General features: G+C 55.3%; 14 protein-coding genes. 8 read left to right on the top strand and 6 right to left on the bottom strand.

Features of this window, described 5'->3' with window-relative positions; translation table 11 throughout:
• Positions 1–66 precede the first annotated feature (66 nt).
• Complete coding sequence (locus N6V40_RS16680; RefSeq protein ID WP_242632586.1) at positions 67–1,416, top strand: polysaccharide deacetylase; 1,350 nt, start codon at positions 67–69, stop codon at positions 1,414–1,416.
• Here the strand turns inward: N6V40_RS16680 and N6V40_RS17520 are convergent.
• The 3 genes from N6V40_RS17520 to N6V40_RS16670 all read right to left on the bottom strand — a co-directional run bounded on the left by N6V40_RS17520 (position 1,403) and on the right by N6V40_RS16670 (position 5,286).
• Complete coding sequence (locus N6V40_RS17520) at positions 1,403–2,731, bottom strand: DEAD/DEAH box helicase (protein ID WP_315973817.1); 1,329 nt, start codon at positions 2,729–2,731, stop codon at positions 1,403–1,405. The two genes, N6V40_RS16680 and N6V40_RS17520, sit on opposite strands and share 14 nt — an antisense overlap.
• A gap of 23 nt (positions 2,732–2,754) precedes the next feature.
• On the bottom strand, positions 2,755–4,722 hold the full coding sequence (locus N6V40_RS17515) for a TM0106 family RecB-like putative nuclease (protein WP_315973726.1): 1,968 nt from the start codon (positions 4,720–4,722) through the stop codon (positions 2,755–2,757).
• 252 nt (positions 4,723–4,974) lie between these two features.
• The gene (locus N6V40_RS16670) at positions 4,975–5,286 is read right to left on the bottom strand and encodes a hypothetical protein (protein WP_131090287.1); all 312 of its coding nucleotides are present in this window, start codon (positions 5,284–5,286) and stop codon (positions 4,975–4,977) included.
• 158 nt (positions 5,287–5,444) lie between these two features.
• On the opposite strand from N6V40_RS16670, the gene N6V40_RS16665 reads away from it, so the two are divergent.
• Positions 5,445–6,164, top strand: coding sequence for a M50 family metallopeptidase (locus tag N6V40_RS16665; RefSeq protein WP_262198344.1), 720 nt, complete (start codon positions 5,445–5,447; stop codon positions 6,162–6,164).
• Here the strand turns inward: N6V40_RS16665 and N6V40_RS16660 are convergent.
• Positions 6,150–7,130: a YihY/virulence factor BrkB family protein gene (locus N6V40_RS16660; protein WP_262198341.1), complete on the bottom strand. Its 981-nt coding sequence runs from the start codon at positions 7,128–7,130 to the stop codon at positions 6,150–6,152. The two genes, N6V40_RS16665 and N6V40_RS16660, sit on opposite strands and share 15 nt — an antisense overlap.
• Positions 7,131–7,979: 849 nt before the next feature.
• On the opposite strand from N6V40_RS16660, the gene N6V40_RS17510 reads away from it, so the two are divergent.
• Positions 7,980–8,780 carry a LysM peptidoglycan-binding domain-containing protein gene (locus tag N6V40_RS17510; protein ID WP_131090284.1) on the top strand — a complete coding sequence of 267 codons (801 nt, stop codon included), beginning with the start codon at positions 7,980–7,982 and terminating at the stop codon, positions 8,778–8,780.
• A 183-nt stretch (positions 8,781–8,963) separates the two neighbouring features.
• On the top strand, positions 8,964–10,307 hold the full coding sequence (locus tag N6V40_RS16645) for a CoA transferase (protein WP_262198338.1): 1,344 nt from the start codon (positions 8,964–8,966) through the stop codon (positions 10,305–10,307).
• Here the strand turns inward: N6V40_RS16645 and N6V40_RS16640 are convergent.
• Entirely contained in the window at positions 10,262–11,116 is an 855-nt protein-coding gene (locus N6V40_RS16640; RefSeq protein ID WP_262198336.1) for a PaaX family transcriptional regulator, read from the bottom strand. The genes N6V40_RS16645 and N6V40_RS16640 overlap by 46 nt on opposite strands.
• The gene (kynA, locus tag N6V40_RS16635; RefSeq protein ID WP_131090281.1) at positions 11,106–11,972 is read right to left on the bottom strand and encodes a tryptophan 2,3-dioxygenase; all 867 of its coding nucleotides are present in this window, start codon (positions 11,970–11,972) and stop codon (positions 11,106–11,108) included. The genes N6V40_RS16640 and kynA overlap by 11 nt, the downstream gene beginning before the upstream one ends.
• A 148-nt stretch (positions 11,973–12,120) precedes the next feature.
• Between kynA and N6V40_RS16630 the strand changes: the two genes are divergently transcribed.
• The 4 genes from N6V40_RS16630 to N6V40_RS16615 all read left to right on the top strand — a co-directional run bounded on the left by N6V40_RS16630 (position 12,121) and on the right by N6V40_RS16615 (position 15,915).
• Positions 12,121–12,807, top strand: a complete 687-nt coding sequence (locus N6V40_RS16630; protein ID WP_131090280.1) for a CE1759 family FMN reductase — start codon at positions 12,121–12,123, stop codon at positions 12,805–12,807.
• Between the two features lie 133 nt (positions 12,808–12,940).
• Positions 12,941–13,726, top strand: coding sequence for a 2-oxo-hept-4-ene-1,7-dioate hydratase (gene hpaH, locus N6V40_RS16625; RefSeq protein ID WP_262198332.1), 786 nt, complete (start codon positions 12,941–12,943; stop codon positions 13,724–13,726).
• Positions 13,711–14,520: an aldolase/citrate lyase family protein gene (locus tag N6V40_RS16620; RefSeq protein WP_262198329.1), complete on the top strand. Its 810-nt coding sequence runs from the start codon at positions 13,711–13,713 to the stop codon at positions 14,518–14,520. The genes hpaH and N6V40_RS16620 overlap by 16 nt, the downstream gene beginning before the upstream one ends.
• Before the next feature lie 66 nt (positions 14,521–14,586).
• The gene (locus tag N6V40_RS16615) at positions 14,587–15,915 is read left to right on the top strand and encodes a cell division protein PerM (protein ID WP_242632585.1); all 1,329 of its coding nucleotides are present in this window, start codon (positions 14,587–14,589) and stop codon (positions 15,913–15,915) included.
• Positions 15,916–15,946: the final 31 nt, after the last annotated feature.

Genomic DNA, 15,946 nt, shown 5'->3' with positions numbered 1-15,946 from the left:
TTAGGAAGAATCGCCGGTGAAGGGCTGTTGTCGCATACCCAATCTGTGTAGGGTCGCATTAACTAGATGACAACCGGTTTTCTGCAAGTCTTTGAGGCTGAGCGGAGTGCGCGGAGGTGGCGTTCACTGAAGTTCTTGCGAGTAGCAATATCCATCAGCTTGGTCATGGCTCTGGCCGCGTGCAGTGACCAAAGCGACCCACAATCAGCCTCACAAGATGCGGCCGCCAGTGGACAAGTGCAGTCAGAAGATCAACGCGTTAATAGCGTCAAAGCGGAGATCAATAGGCTTGCCGACGGCTACGACTATGACGCGGCGATAAAACTCGCCAAGGATTCTGACAGCGATGAGCTCAAATCAATGGCCCGGGGACTAGAAGAAGAAAAAGCTCAAACCACCGCGTGGGAACATCCGGATCAAATCCCACACCTTTTCTTCCACTCACTAATAGTTGATACCGACCGTGCCTTTGACAAGGAAAGCAGCTCGGCCGGGTACGAAGACTATATGGTGACCCAGAAAGAGTTCGCACAGATCCTCAACGAGGTCTACAAGAATGACTTTGTCCTAGTTAATCCGCAGGACTTCGCGTCGCTTAATGACCAGAAGAAGATGGAATATCGACAGATCATGCTGCCCAAGGGCAAAAAGCCTCTGGTGCTATCGGTCGATGATCTCAGCTACTACGAATACATGGAAGGCGATGGATTCGCCAGCAAGCTCATCATTGATGATCAGGGCAAGGTCCGCAACGAATATGTTGACGCGGCAGGAAAGAAGCACACCGGCGCCTATGACGTCACCACCATGGTTGACGACTTCATTCAAGAACATCCGGATTTCACCTACCGCGGCGCCCGCGGGATCGTGGCAATGACGGGCTACAACGGTGAGTTTGGCTACCGCACCTCTGCAAGCCAATATCCGAAGAACAAGAATCTGGCACAGGACCAGAAAGATGCAACGACCATTGCTATGGCGATGAAAAACACCGGGTGGGTTTTTGCTTCACATTCGTGGGGCCATATCCAGACCGGTTCGGTGAGCATGGGACGCTTGCAGCGCGACACCAAGCTCTGGAAAGAAGAAGTTGAACCAATCGTCGGCCACACAGACCAGTTCATCTACCCCTACGGAGCCGATCTTGCGCACACCAACATCTATTCAGGGGCACGGTACGAGTACCTGAAGGACCAAGGATTTAACTACTTCTACGGTGTAGACGGGACCACTGAATCTTGGATGCAACAAGTCGGGGGATACCAGCGACAGATGCGTATCAACGTTGACGGTCTTCAATTTGCGAAGGAAAAAGCCGGAGACCGGCCGGTGCTCTCCTCCTTCTTTGACGTAGACAAGGTGATCGATCCAGCGAGAAAAGCGCTGGACCGACCAACATCGTCTACAAAGCCATAAAGGCTCCCAACTGCGATAAAGCAGCAGGGGACGAGGGCAGATAATCGGTGAGGCGCTCGCTACGCACGATGACCGCTTTCCACTGGCCTCGCGAAATCGCCACATTGATCCTGTTGCGGTTGAGCAAGAAATCGATGCCACGGGACGCATCATCGGCACTGGAACAAGCCATGGTCATCAAAACCACCGGAGCCTCTTGCCCCTGGAACTTATCCACCGTGCCAACTTTGACTGCTTCGAAGCCCTGGGCTGCTAATTCTTCACGGACTAGATTCACCTGAGCGTTGTATGCAGCAACCACAAGAATGTCGGCGGGTTCCAAAGCGCGAGCAGGCTTACCCGGTCCCGGGGTCCACGACAGCCCAAGATGTTCTCGAACCAATTGGATGACCGCTTCGGCTTCTTGCCCCGAACTGACAGTATTGCCTCGGTGTTCCACCAAACGGGTGCTGACCCCGGCCGGTGTACCGTCCAATACTCGTAGTCCAGCAGCATCAGCGGAGAACAGCTGGTTGTCGTAGCTCAAGGCTGAGACCTTGGCACACAAAGCTGGGTGCATTCGCCACGAGGCGGCAAGGAAATACCCTAGCTCCGTAGGCAACACGGGCGCGCCTGCCGAGAGCCAACCTAATGCTGACTCATCTACCGGCTGCGGATGCGAGCCCTGCGTAACCTGCGGCAGCTGCTGCGGGTCACCGAGCAACAACAAGTTACGGGCAGCCCGGGAAACCGCCAAGGTATTGGCCAGCGAGAACTGTCCGGCCTCATCAATGACCAATAGGTCCAAAGATCCCGCGGGCACCTTGGCACCGGTTAATGTCCAAGCAGTTCCGCCGATTAGCGCACCGTCGGCAGAGCTCAACGCTTCCGCGACAGAATCCTTAGAAGTTCCTGCCCAAGGTACCGGGTCCTTGTGTTTGACCTCCTTGGCCACCACCTGCGGATCAACGCCGGCTTCAACAGCCTTACGAAGCACATTTTCTACTACGGCGTGGGACTGAGCGACAACGCCGATTTTCCACCCATCATCGATCAGTTCACGGATCACATGGGAGGCGACGAAAGTTTTGCCGGTTCCTGGAGGACCCTGAACGGCAAGATAAGAATTATCAAGATCTTTGATCGTTTCAACCACAGCCGAGTAAATCTGGGGATGGCCATCCACTAAAACAGGTTGCGCCGGCGCATCCAGAGTCTTTAGCCGCGGTGCAATGCGACGCAAAATATCGATGCCTGGTTGCTCCGGAAGTGTAGGGACGGTGGCCCCGACCTTTTGCGCAATTTCATTCAGCGCATCATCGATGCTCTTGGTCATCAATGGCTTGTCCGGCGTGAGTGCTACCGGGAAAGAACCATAGGGCGCAATCTTTGCCGTGGATTTTTCCGAGACAATAATCCAGCCTTCGCCCACCTGAACCACGGAGGTATTAAAAGCGCCGCCACGCAACGATTCATCAACTTCCATACCTTCAGGAAGCGGAGCTGCAAACATCGCAAAAACCGAGGATCCGGGGAGAACAACGATCCTTCGGCGAGGGTGCCGGTAAGTTTCGTGATGCGGGTCAGCGTGCGGGCCCGTTCGGTGGCCTTATGCCAGTCCTCAATGACTTGCGCAGAATCTACAGAAAAGACCCCTCGAACATCGCTCCATTCATCAAGTGGCGCGGAGAGCCTATCGAAGTGCTCCCACCAGTACTGCTTTTTCTCCCGGCGGTTGTAACCGGTAGCTGCGGCAACCATGGCAATGGCACGGTCATCTTCACTCAGCGGCTGCCCTTGGGGTAGGGCTGCGAGGTAATCCTGTAGTCGTAGCTCTTCGGCAGTCGGTTCGTAGGCGTTGTCGGATTCATCTGGCAACGGCATCTGCCCAAGTGACTGCGGGTGGTGTTCTTCTAGGGTGAGCAACCAGTCGCGTAGTCGCAACGTTGATAGGCAGTCATACTCGTTGTAATCAGCGATGGAATCCAGCACAGAGTTGGCGGTAGCCGTGTCGTTGGCGGTTCGCGCCTGCATGTACTGCGCGTAAGCGACCACCGAGGCGCCGGCGTCGGTGACATCGCCACCACGAAGATGCGTACCCATATATAAGGGTTCAAGCTTCTTGATGGAGTACGAGCGTGTGGAAACCACCAGCGAGTTGCGCACGGTTTCATAGAGGTCCACGAGCAAGTTTTCGCGCAACCACGTATCAACTTCTTCTTCACCAGCGATGTGCACCTGCGACAGTTTGCGAAGGGCACTCTTTTCGTAGGCCGCATAATGGTAGATCTTCATTTGCGGGAAGCGTTGGCGACGTTCTTGAACGTAGCTGATGAAGTCTAGGAACGCTTGCCGCTCCTCTGCCCGGCTATGCGCCCAAAATGGTCTAAATACCGGTTCGCCACTGTCATGTTCAACAACGCCGAACAGGTATTCCAAGCCCCACGAACCATCGCTGGGTTCCTGATATAGCGGGTCTCCCTCAAAATCAAAGAAGATATCGCCTGGATTAGGCGCCGGCAACTCAGAGATTGTTTGGGTGGACTTAACCCGGAAGCTGACACCCTGCACTTGACCATCAATTCGGCCAAGTCCCAGTTGCATCTGTGCTTGGTCAACGATTCGGGCCAGCGAAGTTCCTGGCTGGGTCTCAACGGCAGCCAATTCTTCGATGGTGAAAATCTTGCGCTGACGAAGCTTTTCGCGTTGCACCATGGACATGCCAGCAACCAACAATACGTCGCGCGTTGCCTGTATCTGCTCAGCGCAGTAGTCGCACCGGCCACAGATACGAATTTCGTCAGAGTTCCAAGACACCGGTTCGGTCGCCAAAAGATGCTCGTTGATCATCGTTAGGAAGCGTGCGCGTTGCGCCCGGAAGACCGGGAGCACTTCATCCACGCGATGCACCGAGTGTGTGCCGTCTCCGAGAACTAGGGTGGTTTTAGTTGATACGGAAATGCCCTCGGCGATCATTTGATCTGCGTAGGAGGCCACCTGTAGCAGTGCGCTAACGCGAGCATGGCGAGCGAGCTTGGTGTCCCATACGGCCCATGAGCCATCGGCTTGGCGGACCAAGAAGTCGGCAAATCCGATGAAGGAACCATCAAAGAAGGTGGCCTGGAAGATGACATCGGCGCCGCTGCGAAGCACCGCCAAGGTTTGTGCATGAGCTTGGCGCAACCCTGCGGGGCTCATCTGCGGACGGTCGTTGAACTGTTTAACGCCGGTGCCTTTAACAGGGTCGTACTCTCCGTAGGTATCGATCAGTTCTGCGAGGACGTTGTGTTCGTGCACGTCTCCAAGAATCGCGGTGCGTTCTAGCATTTCGTCGCGGACTTCTTCCGCGGCTGGCCGGCGGCCGAGCTTAACGTCGAGCTTAAAGAGTGACTGAAAATTGCAGTCAACAGAAACTGCAAGGTCGCTGGCGGAGAAGATGAATTGATCTTCTAAAAGAACACGGGGCCGGCGCCTTTCGCTGACTGATACCTACCTAGTCAACGTAGCACCGGACCCCGACAGAATCGATGTTCTGTAACGCCGCCTAAGCCGATGATTTCATCAGCCTTGTGAGCCAGATTAGTCCTCGGACTTTTTGGCTCCGCCGATCAGCAACGAGAGCAGCGCAACCCCTGCTGTGACGCTGTTTACTGCTGGCCATGCGCCGATCTTCTTAGCTAGCGGGTGGGATGCACCAAAGCCACCGACGTAGGCACTGATCAATGCCACGGCTTTGGCGGTTCCTGCATCCTTTTTCCAGATCATAAATGAGCCGACGCCAGCAGCGCCGAGTACAACCGCTGCCAGTGGGCGCTTCTTGGTCGCACGACCTGTGGCGTATCCACCAGCTAAACCGGTGATGGCCAGGGCAGTTGAAGCTAAGCGAGACATGAATTTCCTCCAGATATTTTGCACAAGATCTCGCTATGCAGATTATGCCTAACACCTGTGATGTTTCCTAGAACGCGAGCTGTTGCTGGGTCGAAGAGGTCAAGAGCTATGCGGGCTTGTAAGAATGGATGGGATTGTGTGGCAACTGAGGAGATTGAATGAACGTGGACATTGCTGATGCTTGGCATCGTTTGGTGCAGCCAGTAGAAGTTGAGCTAAACCTGTGGCAATGGCTATTGGTCCTCGCACTGGTATTGGTCGCGGTGATTCCTAAACCGGTATGGCGAGTTACCGGTTTGTATTCAACGCTTGTGCACGAACTTGGCCATATTGTCTCCGCGTTATTCACCGGAAGATATGTCACCGGGTTGCGTCTGGGGTGGGACCACTCCGGTGAAGTGGTCAGCCGCGGGCGTGGCAAACTATCGGTGATCATCTCAGGAGTATTTGGATACCCCGCACCACTGTGGGTTTCGGCCATCATGTTCTGGGCAATTTCCAGCGGGTATGCAGGTCGGGGCCTGGGGATTTACGCGCTGTTTTTTCTTCTGGCACTTATTTTTGTGCGCAACTGGCCCGCCTTTGTGGTGTGTGCCGTCAGTGCGCTGGTGGCCCTGGGCGTAGTGTTTTTCGCGCCGGCAGAGACCTATGTTTATCTGTCGCTTTTGATCGCAGGTTTTTTGCTGATCGCCGGACTGCGCGACTTCGTCAAGCTGCTCTCTGTCCACACCGTTAGGCGCCACGACATTGCGCAGTCCGACGCTTACCTCATTGCTCGGTCAACCCGCACTTTTGCAGGCCTTTGGCTCCTGATCATTATGATCTTAGGGGCCGGCGCCTTGTTGTGGTCTGCGCACAGCCTCTTAACGCTGTTCTAAATCCTTGCGCGCTTGCTTCTGACGCAAGACCTTTGTTGTGCGTGCGCGCGAAGCCACCCAGGCTGCTACCGCAACCGCGCCCATTGGCAACAACTTCGTCTTTCGCTTGGCAGCACGTTGTGGGTCAACCTCCATATCTAGAAGCGGGTCACCGCCGTGCTTGATGCGAATTTCTTGCGCTTGAACGAGATCTTTGTAGTTGGCCAGTTCTTGCTTTGCGACCAGGGCGTCATCGCGTAATGGCAGTAATACTTCCTCGGCCGCAGGCAAACCAGTACGTAGCTGACGCAGGCGCATAAATTCGATGTCCACCAGTGCGCCCAAGAGCAAAGCGATATTGCTGATCCAGCAGGCGAGGACCAAAATGATCACACCACCAATGGCGCCGTAGGTGGCGGAGTAGCTTGCAAACTGCGACAGGTAGATGCCGAAGCCAACAAGTGATAATCCAAGAATGACCAATGCCGTCAAGGTGCCGGCCGAGAACCAACGGAATTTTGGTCGCTTCACGTTGGGTGTGAAGTAATACAGCAAGGCCAACACCAGTAGAACCATCACCAGCATGACCGGTGGTTTGGCGATGTTCAGCATCAGTACAAAGCCGTCGCCTAGGCCAAAGACGTTTCCGATACCTCGTGCGACGCTACCGGAGGTAACAAGCAGCACCAGCGTGACTACTGCGACCAGCATGATCAGTACGGTGATGAGGAACATCTGTGGGCGACGTTTCCACTGTGGGCGTCCTTCTGGGACTCCGTAAAGCCGGTTTAGGCTACGCCCGAAAGCAGTTACGTAGCCTGAGGTACTCCATAGGGCACCGAGAGAACCAGCAAGAATGACCCAAAACGTCCCGCTAGCTTGAGAAGCGAGGCCGTTGAGCAGCTGCTCTGCGGTGTCCAATAGCTGCTGGGAATCACCGCTGGCCTTGTGTCCGTTGGGTGCCAGGCCTTGTTCCAAGATCTCCATGATCCATTTGGTTCCGCTTTCGCTGGCGCCAGCAAGGAAAGCAAAGAAACCAACGCCAGCAGGCCTGGGAACATCGCCAAGACCATAAAGTACGAAAGGGACGCGGCAACGTCTAGGCCGTCGCTTCGGAAAAATTCGCGCAATGCGCGCGGGAAGCAGGAGAAAGACTCTTTCATGCGCTCTTTGGTGAATTTACCCTGGCTTGGCATTGGGTCCCCTGTCCGACAAACGAATTAGATGCTGTGATGATCTGGTTTCGCACATCACACTACCTAAGTGCTACCCCGGCGACTAGGAGATTTGTTTCCGCGCCGTGTCCTTTTGGCACTCTCCGGGTGTTGCCGGGGGCGTTGTTGGAGCGAATCTGGCTAATCTTGGCACCCGCGACATGCCCTGTGGAAAGCGTGATTCTGGGCTGCAACATTTGGTAGTCCGTGCACGCGAAAGTAGCGACTTCAATCGTGTGGTTTGGTAGCGAAACACCCTCAAAAAGCAAGTGAAATCCATATCACACAAACTTGTTTGAAATCTACTTCGTCTTTGTAACAATCTTGTACGCTCACAAGGACTTTAAGGCTTAAATTTTGGTCAAAATTTATTTTTTGGGGAAGATCGTGACCTGTGATTTCGCGGAATCTGAGCGTTTCCTGAGTTGCGCAGGGGTGGGGGTCCGGGTTAGGGTCTTTATAACGTTTCGATAACACTCGCTGTGTTATGGGGAAACAGGTACTGCCGGGACTTCCAGATCGCTCACCAGGGCAGTATTTCATACAACGTCGAAATGCGACGCTGAGCGATGCACGAAGATGGTCTTGGAAGACCTGAGCGCGGGAAGAGCACTGGAGAATCATGATCCAGCAGAAGACTAAGAAATTGATCCGTCGCGGTGGAGCCTCGTTGGCAGCTGTCGCAGTAGCCGGTGGCGCTATCGTAGCCACCACCGCACCAGCTAACGCTGCTGGCGCAGGTACCTGGGACAAGCTCGCACAGTGCGAGTCCGGCGGAAACTGGTCCATCAACACCGGCAACGGCTACTACGGAGGACTGCAGTTCACTTTGCAGACCTGGAAGGCATTCGGCGGTTCGGGCATGCCTAACAACGCTTCGAAGGCTGAGCAGATCCGCGTTGCTACCAAGGTACAGGCAGCACAGGGCTGGGGCGCATGGCCAGCATGTACCGCAAAGCTGGGCATCAGCGGTTCGGCACCGAGTGCACCAAGCACCTCGACCGAGACCAAGTCGACCACCTCGACTGAGACCAAGAAGTCGTACGCGGCTCCTAAGAAGTCGACCACCTCGACCGAGACCAAGAAGTCGACCGCGACTCCTAAGAAGACCTACGTAGCTCCTAAGAAGTCGACCGCGACTCCTGAGAAGACCTACGTGGCTCCAAAGGTTGCAGAGACCAAGCAGGCTTCTCCAAGCACCTCGGGCAAGCACGCTGCTCCAGTTGCCAAGGCTCCTACCTTCAACATCGACGTCACCGACTCGGGTAAGAACTACACCGTCAAGTCCGGCGACACCCTGAGCAAGATTGCTAACCAGCTCGGCGTTTCCGACTGGCGCGGTCTGTTCGTTCTGAACGACGATCAGCTCACCGACCCTAACGTAATCGTGGTTGGTCAGACTCTGAACGTTCCAGCGAACTAATTTTTCGCTAGACCACTAGTTAGGCCCACGACGTGTCAATTGACATGTCGTGGGCCTTTCTTGCGTTAACGCTGACGTTAGTTGGTAGGCAACAGTGCGCGGTACTCTGAGCCCATGCCGTTTACAGCAGCAACCGGGGATTGGTCTCTGAAGATTCTGAGCAGTGGTTTTGAACAATCTCAAATGCTCACTGTCTCAGAGCCAGCGCACATCACCGGGCCGCTCTCATGGTGGCACGGCCCGCTAGACGTCGAACGCCTCGCCCTAGGTTCTGTTTCACTGTTTGTTAATGCAATCAATGCCATGGACGCTCAGCTACTAGGTGGCGCCTACGGACGGGCTGAAATTCTGGCGAGCCAAGTTGCTGCGGCTTTTGGTTCTATGGCACACCTACGTATTGCTGGCGAGAAGACTCAGGGATTTGCGCAGCACTCAGGGTTCTATCGATGCGCAGATGGCTGGATTAGAACTCATGCAAATTATCCGCACCATGAACAACGCCTGCTACGAGCAGTAGGGGCAGGGGCAGATACAACGCTTCAAGCGGCGTTGATCCACCACACCGCATTCCAAGCGCAAGAACTCATCGTTGGTTCCGGCGGAGTAGCTGCAAAGGTACAGACTAGAAAGCAATGGCTTGAATCTGTCTCCGGCAAGGCAGCTCAAGAAGGACACTGGGCCCAATTCACCCACCATCAAGGCACGGGGCAACAAAGCTGGACACCAGATCCTCAGGGCAATGGCCCCTTGTCGGGTCTACGCGTACTGGACCTTACTCGCGTAATCGCCGGTCCCACCGCAACTCGCACTCTGGCCGCTTTTGGCGCGCAGGTGCTTCGAATAGACGGCCCATTTCTTCCAGAACTGAGCGCGCAACACATCGATACCGGGTTTGGTAAGCGCAACACCGTACTAGACATATCTTCCTCGGCGGGTAAAGCGCGGATGAATCAGTTGCTTGAGCAGGCAGACGTATTGATTTGCGGATATCGTTCAGGGTCGTTGAGTCGGCTGGGCTTCGGAACTGAAGCTTTGCAACTGAGATACCCCAACCTGATTATCGCTGAATTGAATGCATGGGGTCACGACGGTCCGTGGATGGGCCGTCGCGGGTTCGACAGCATCGTGCAAGCCGCCTGCGGCATTGCTGATATCTATCAGAGTGAAGATGGGAGCCCTGGAGCGTTGCCGGTTCAGGCTTTGGATCACGCCACCGGCCATGGTCTGGCCGCAGCGATGGTCAGCCTGGTTCAGGCCCGGGCTCAAACGCGAAGGGTGGGAAGCGTTCGATTCTCCCTGGCGCGAACCGCAGAAGCGCTCTGTGCCTTCGGCCCGCCGGTTGATTCTGTCCAGGAAGTGGATCCGCCGTTGCTTGGTCGCAGGCCCAGCGCGTATGGAATTCTGGACTACGCGCTGACACCGTTCACAGTAAACGGTGAGCCATTAGACTTCCGGGCTGCTCCGCCGGCCTATGGCCAGGATCAGCCCATTTGGCTCAAGCGGCTTAGGGTTGAGCTGGCGAATTGACCAGCGGTATCTCTGAAAGCTTGCGACAACGTCAAGAATCGGTCCCTGCTGGCAAGGCCAGGCCACTGGGCCGGCAACATGTAAGCGGGGAGCCCTGGATCTAGGTAGGGCAGTTTGCGCCATGCATCCACCATCACTACGTAACCGCGGTAGGCAGTAGCGGGGTCTTGCGCCTTCGGGTCAAGATCAGTAGTGCTGTCCAAGAAGTCTTCATGCAATGAGCCCAGACGCGCTAAATCCCACCATTGCTGCGCTGAATGCTGTGCGCTGATGGGGAAGTGGGGCTGGCTGGTAGTAAATAGCGTTGCTTGTTGGCGGGCATCGAGTGCAATGAGCACAGCGGTGACTTCTTCGCGCAAATACTCGGGGAATATCCATAGGCCCGCCGATACAAGACCGCCACCGAGCTGTTGGAAATGCTTGCGAATCTGATGACGCAAAGAACGCATGGTCTCAGGCAGTGAATAGGTGACCAGGCACCATTGATCGGTTTCTGACATTTGACGAGGAGTGAATATCCTCCGAATGCCGCGTTCAAACATTGCCTGGGCTGAGTCCGGGACGCGGAGCATCGAAGCTGCGGAGCTTTCCAGTACCTGCTTATCGATCAGGCGGGAGATGGCTGTCTGAGCCGAGGGCGCGGAAATGCCAGCGGCAAGGGCTAGCTCCAGCAGCACATTTCGCGAAACGAGATCTGAGTTCTCTCGGAGGTACAACCCAGTAATGGTGCGAACGATAGATGTTGCGCTGCCGGAGCGAGCCTCGAAGTCATCAAGACTGAATGCTGTCAGTGCCGAGTTAGTTGCCAATTTCTGTACGCACCGCAAACAGTTCAGGGAAGAATGTCAGATCCAACGCGCGTTTGAGGAAATCGACACCAGAGGAACCACCGGTTCCGCGCTTGAAGCCGATGGTTCGTTGAACTACGCGTAGGTGACGGTAGCGCCATGCTTGGAAGTTATCTTCAACGTCTACGAGATCTTCACAAGCCTGGTAGAGGCTCCATGGGGTTTCTTCGGATTCATAGATTAGCTTGAACACCGGGATGAGGGCTTCTTGGTAAGTCCACGGCTTGGTGAAGTCACGCGAAAGAATTTCTTCGGGGATGTTGTAGCCACGGCGAGCCAACGCAGCAAGGAATACGTCGTAGAGTCCTGGCTCTTGGAGCAACGTGGAGAGAAGTTCATGTGCCTTAGGATCTGACTCGTGTACTTTGAGCATGCCTTCATGCTTGTTACCAAGAATGAATTCCACTGCCCGGTATTGGAAGGACTGGAAGCCCGATGAGGAGCCGAGGAATCCGCGGAACTGTGCGTATTCGCGCGGCGTCAATGTGGCAAGTACTGACCACTGTTCAGTCAGGGTTTTTTGGATGTGCTTGACGCGAGCTAGGCACTTCAATGCCTTGCCGATGTCGTCCTGACCTAGCAATCGGCGAGCTTCAACAAGCTCGTGCAGCATGAGCTTAAGCCACAGTTCGCTGGTCTGGTGCTGAATGATGAACAGCATCTCGTCGTGGTGCTCCGGGACGCTCACGGGCTGTTGTGCCGAGAGTACTTGCTCCAAGTTTAGGTAGCTGCCGTAAGACATGGTGTTCTTGAAGTCGGTGCGTACACCTTCTTCAATGTCGCGCTGGTTCTCAGTCTGTGGCTTATCGCTACTCATGCACTCATCTTATCAATATTTTTACGAGCGTCACAAGAATGAAAATGTGCCATTTGTGGGTCATTGAAGATTTTGGAACCGAGGGAATAGCGGGCCGAGGTTTCTTGTTGAAGCATGCATACGCATATAAATTTGAAAGGTAGAACTCATGAGCAAATCAGTTGTAGTGATCAGTGGCGGCCTAGGCTCTCCTTCAAGCTCCTCACTATTAGGACGCCAAATTGGTGACAGCATCGTTGTGAAACTAGCGGCAGCTGGCATCCAAGTAGATCTAAACAATATTGAGTTGCGCGAGCATGCTGGCGACATCACCAACAACATGCTCACCGGCTTCGCAGCACCTCAACTGCAACGCGTCATTGACGCGGTAGTCAACGCCGATGTCCTGGTGGCGGTCACTCCGGTATTTACGGCATCCATTTCGGGACTGTTTAAGTCCTTCCTGGACATTCTTGATCCCAAGGCGCTCAACGGAAAGACCGTAGTGCTTGCGGCCACCGCCGGAACCCAGCGTCATCAGCTGGCCATCGATTACGCAATGCGCCCTATCTTTGCCTACCTGCGAACCAACATCATGCCGACCACAGTCTTCGCCGCTTCTGAAGATTTTGGCGGTCAAGGAATCGCAGGAACGCTGACTGAACGCGCTCGCCGAGTGGCCCAAGAGGTCCTGATATCACTGAGCCTTGCCGATGGTGAGCTCAAGGCAGATCAAGATTTGGGCGATACTAGATCAATCGCACCCTCAGTCAGTGAATTTGCGGACCCCAACGATGATATGACCTCGCTGCCATTTGAAACGCTGCTGGCAAATGTGCGAGCAACTGGCAGATAGCAAAAGACGAAATGTTAGTACGATGTGCCATGCGCCCAGAAGCTCGGTACGATCAAGAAATGTGAGCCACCTCATCGAGGTAGAAATAGGCGGCTCACCTTGATTGGAACTGACGTGAAAGGTGTAGCCGCAGATGCTATCCGAGGAAACAATCACGGCCATCGCCGATGAGCTGGTTCAGGCCGGTCGCACGCGCACGCCTGTAGCCCGTTTAACCGCACGCTACCCGGAGATGACCGTGGAAGATTCGTACCGCGTGCAGAACTTGTGGCGCCAACGCAGCGAAGCCGCCGGACGGACCTTAGTCGGGCGCAAAATCGGCCTGACTTCACGCGCCATGCAAATGGCCACCGGGATCACCGAGCCAGACTACGGAATCATCTTCGACGACATGGTTCATGATTCCGGCGCAGTCTTCAACTTCTCAGACTTCACCGGTGCCCGCGTTGAAATGGAGCTTGCCTTTAAGCTCAAGAAAGATATCGAAGGTCCACGGGCCAATATCTTCGATGTACTGAACGCCACCGAATACGTCATCCCAGCGCTTGAAATCCTTGACGCCCGCGTAGAGATGGAAGGGCGCACCATCGTCGACACCATCAGCGATAACGCCGCGATGGGTGCGATGGTCATCGGAGGCAACCCGGTCAAGCCAGCTGCGATAGATCTGCGCTGGGTTTCGGGCATCCTGTTCAAAAACCAGACCGTGGAAGAGACCGGCGTCGCCGCAGGCGTGCTCAACCACCCAGCTGCTGGCGTGTACTGGCTGGCCAACAAGATTGCTGCCCACGGCGATAAGCTCAAAGCCGGTGAACTAATTCTTGCCGGTTCCTTCACCAGGCCCATGTGGGTCGAGGCGAACGACACCGTATTTGCAGATTATGGACCGCTAGGAACTGTGACATGCCATTTTCAGTAGAACCAGATCCGTCGCTCAAAGATGCGCTTAGGGATGCAGACCATAGCCTGGTCGGCATTTGGGTTTGCTCCGCTTCGCCACTGATTGCCGAAATCTGTGCCGGTGCCGGATTCGACTGGCTCTTCATTGACGGTGAACATTCACCGAATGACCTACAAAGCATTTTGGCTCAGCTCCAAGCGGTACGCAGCTATCCGGTGGTCCCAGTAGTTCGTCCCGCGGTCAATGACCCTGTAGTCATCAAACAATTCTTGGATCTTGGAGTGCAGTCACTGATCATCCCGATGGTCAATGACGCGCAGCAGGCTGCCGCAGCGGTAGCGGCCTGCCAGTATCCGCCCAAGGGTGTACGCGGAGTTGGCTCAGCGCTGGCGCGCTCGGCACGCTGGAACAGGATCCCCGACTACCTGACTCGCGCTGATGACACGATCACGATCATGGTGCAGATCGAAGCCGAACAAGCTGTGGCCAACGTGGAAGAAATTCTGGCGACCGACGGCGTAGACGGCATCTTTATTGGCCCGTCTGACCTGGCCGCATCGATGGGCGTCATCGGGCAGCAGAACCACCCAGAGGTGGTGGATGCAGTGATCAAGTCCATCAACGTAGCCAAAGCGGCCGGCAAATATGCCGGCGTTAATGCCTTTGACCAGAAAACCGCGCGGACCTACATGGAAGCAGGCGCAGACTTTGTCGGTGTTGGCGCTGACGTAGCTTTGCTCGCCCGTGCCACCGAAGCACTGGCGGCAAGTTTCAGCAACGACACAAAAGCAGCGGCACCAAAGAGTTATTAGTAACGCGGTTGTTGGCAAGCGCTCAGGGGCAGGATGCGCGTCGATCTGCGTGAGGCGAGCCTATTGGTGGCAACATTGAGAATGATGAGCCGCGAAAAGAAACCCATGAAGGCAGTGATGTTGCGTCTGCGCAACGGCTGGCCAATGCCCCTTGCGTTGCAGGGCGTTTTTGAGATCCTGCAGTCCGTTGTATTTTGCATAGCCCTGATCATGTTGCCACTGATCGCCGTGTACTTCAGCGGCGGCTTCTTGGAAGACTCCTTTAACGTCATTTTGCAGTTTGCTGGATTCATCTGGCTGATGATCCACGGTGTGCCAATTGAAGTTTTGAACCTAGGCACAGGCGAGGATCCTAGCTCCGTTTCCGGATGGCTGACGCTGATTCCTTTGGGCCTGTCGTTACTTCCCTTTGCCTTCTGCCTGCGCGCAGGTCGACGCATCGCGCGTGCTTCCTACACCGATCAGCTCTGGCAAGGGCTGCTCGGAGCATTTGCCGCTTATGGCGCCATCGGCGCGGTGGTGGGACTGCTCGTTAATAACAGTTACGCGCGGGTGAATCTCTTTGCCGCTATTTTCATCCCGCTGATCATTGCGACCCTGGGGTTGATTATCGGAGCGCGCCGCGAGGCCGGTTCGTGGGCTCGACTATTTGGCGTGGACATTGCCGCCTATATTCAGCGTCTGTCTCCGCACCGCCGCTGGGCTGGTTCCTATGTATGGCATGTTGTTGTGGCCGGGTTCCTTGGCTACGTAGCGGCCGTGGGGATTAGCGGATTGCTGCTGACTATCAACATGGGTCTGCACTGGACCGAAGTTGCCAACGTGTATCAGGAATTGCGTCCAGGGCCCATCGGCTCGGCAGCTTTGACCTTGGTGCAATTGGCGTTGATTCCTAATGCGTCATTCTGGGTCCTATCGTGGGTCAGCGGTGGCGGATTCACCCTGGGCTCCGGAAGCACATTATCCAGCTTGGAAACCACGGTGGGGCCGCTGCCATCGATCCCTATGCTGGCATCTATCCCATCGGGTGACGCCTCGAACCATTGGCTGTTCATGCTGATTCCGGTTGCTGCAGGTATTCTTGCTGGCTGGTATTTCTTGCGTGGGGGAGAGAACCACTTAGAAGATTGGTTCGCCCGTCGCATCCCATTCAACATGCTCGCACTGGGCGCTTCCACGGCTTGCTTGTCGGTCTTTACCGGAGTGGTTGCCGGTGTGCTGAGCCTGTTCGGTTCATGGCTGGCATCCGGTTCCTTGGCCATCGGACGCCTGACAGATCTCGGCCCGAATCCGTGGTTGACTGCTGGCGCTTTGGCCTTGCAGATCGGCATCGGTACGGCGATCGGGTATCTCATTGCCCCACTGTTTGAAACCGACCCGGTACTAGAGGGTTAAAGCTGGGCACACCAAAGGCTGACGGAAAATT

Source organism: Glutamicibacter sp. M10, from assembly GCF_025452055.1.
Lineage (GTDB): Bacteria > Actinomycetota > Actinomycetes > Actinomycetales > Micrococcaceae > Glutamicibacter.
This window is presented reverse-complemented; position numbering and strand designations above follow the sequence as displayed.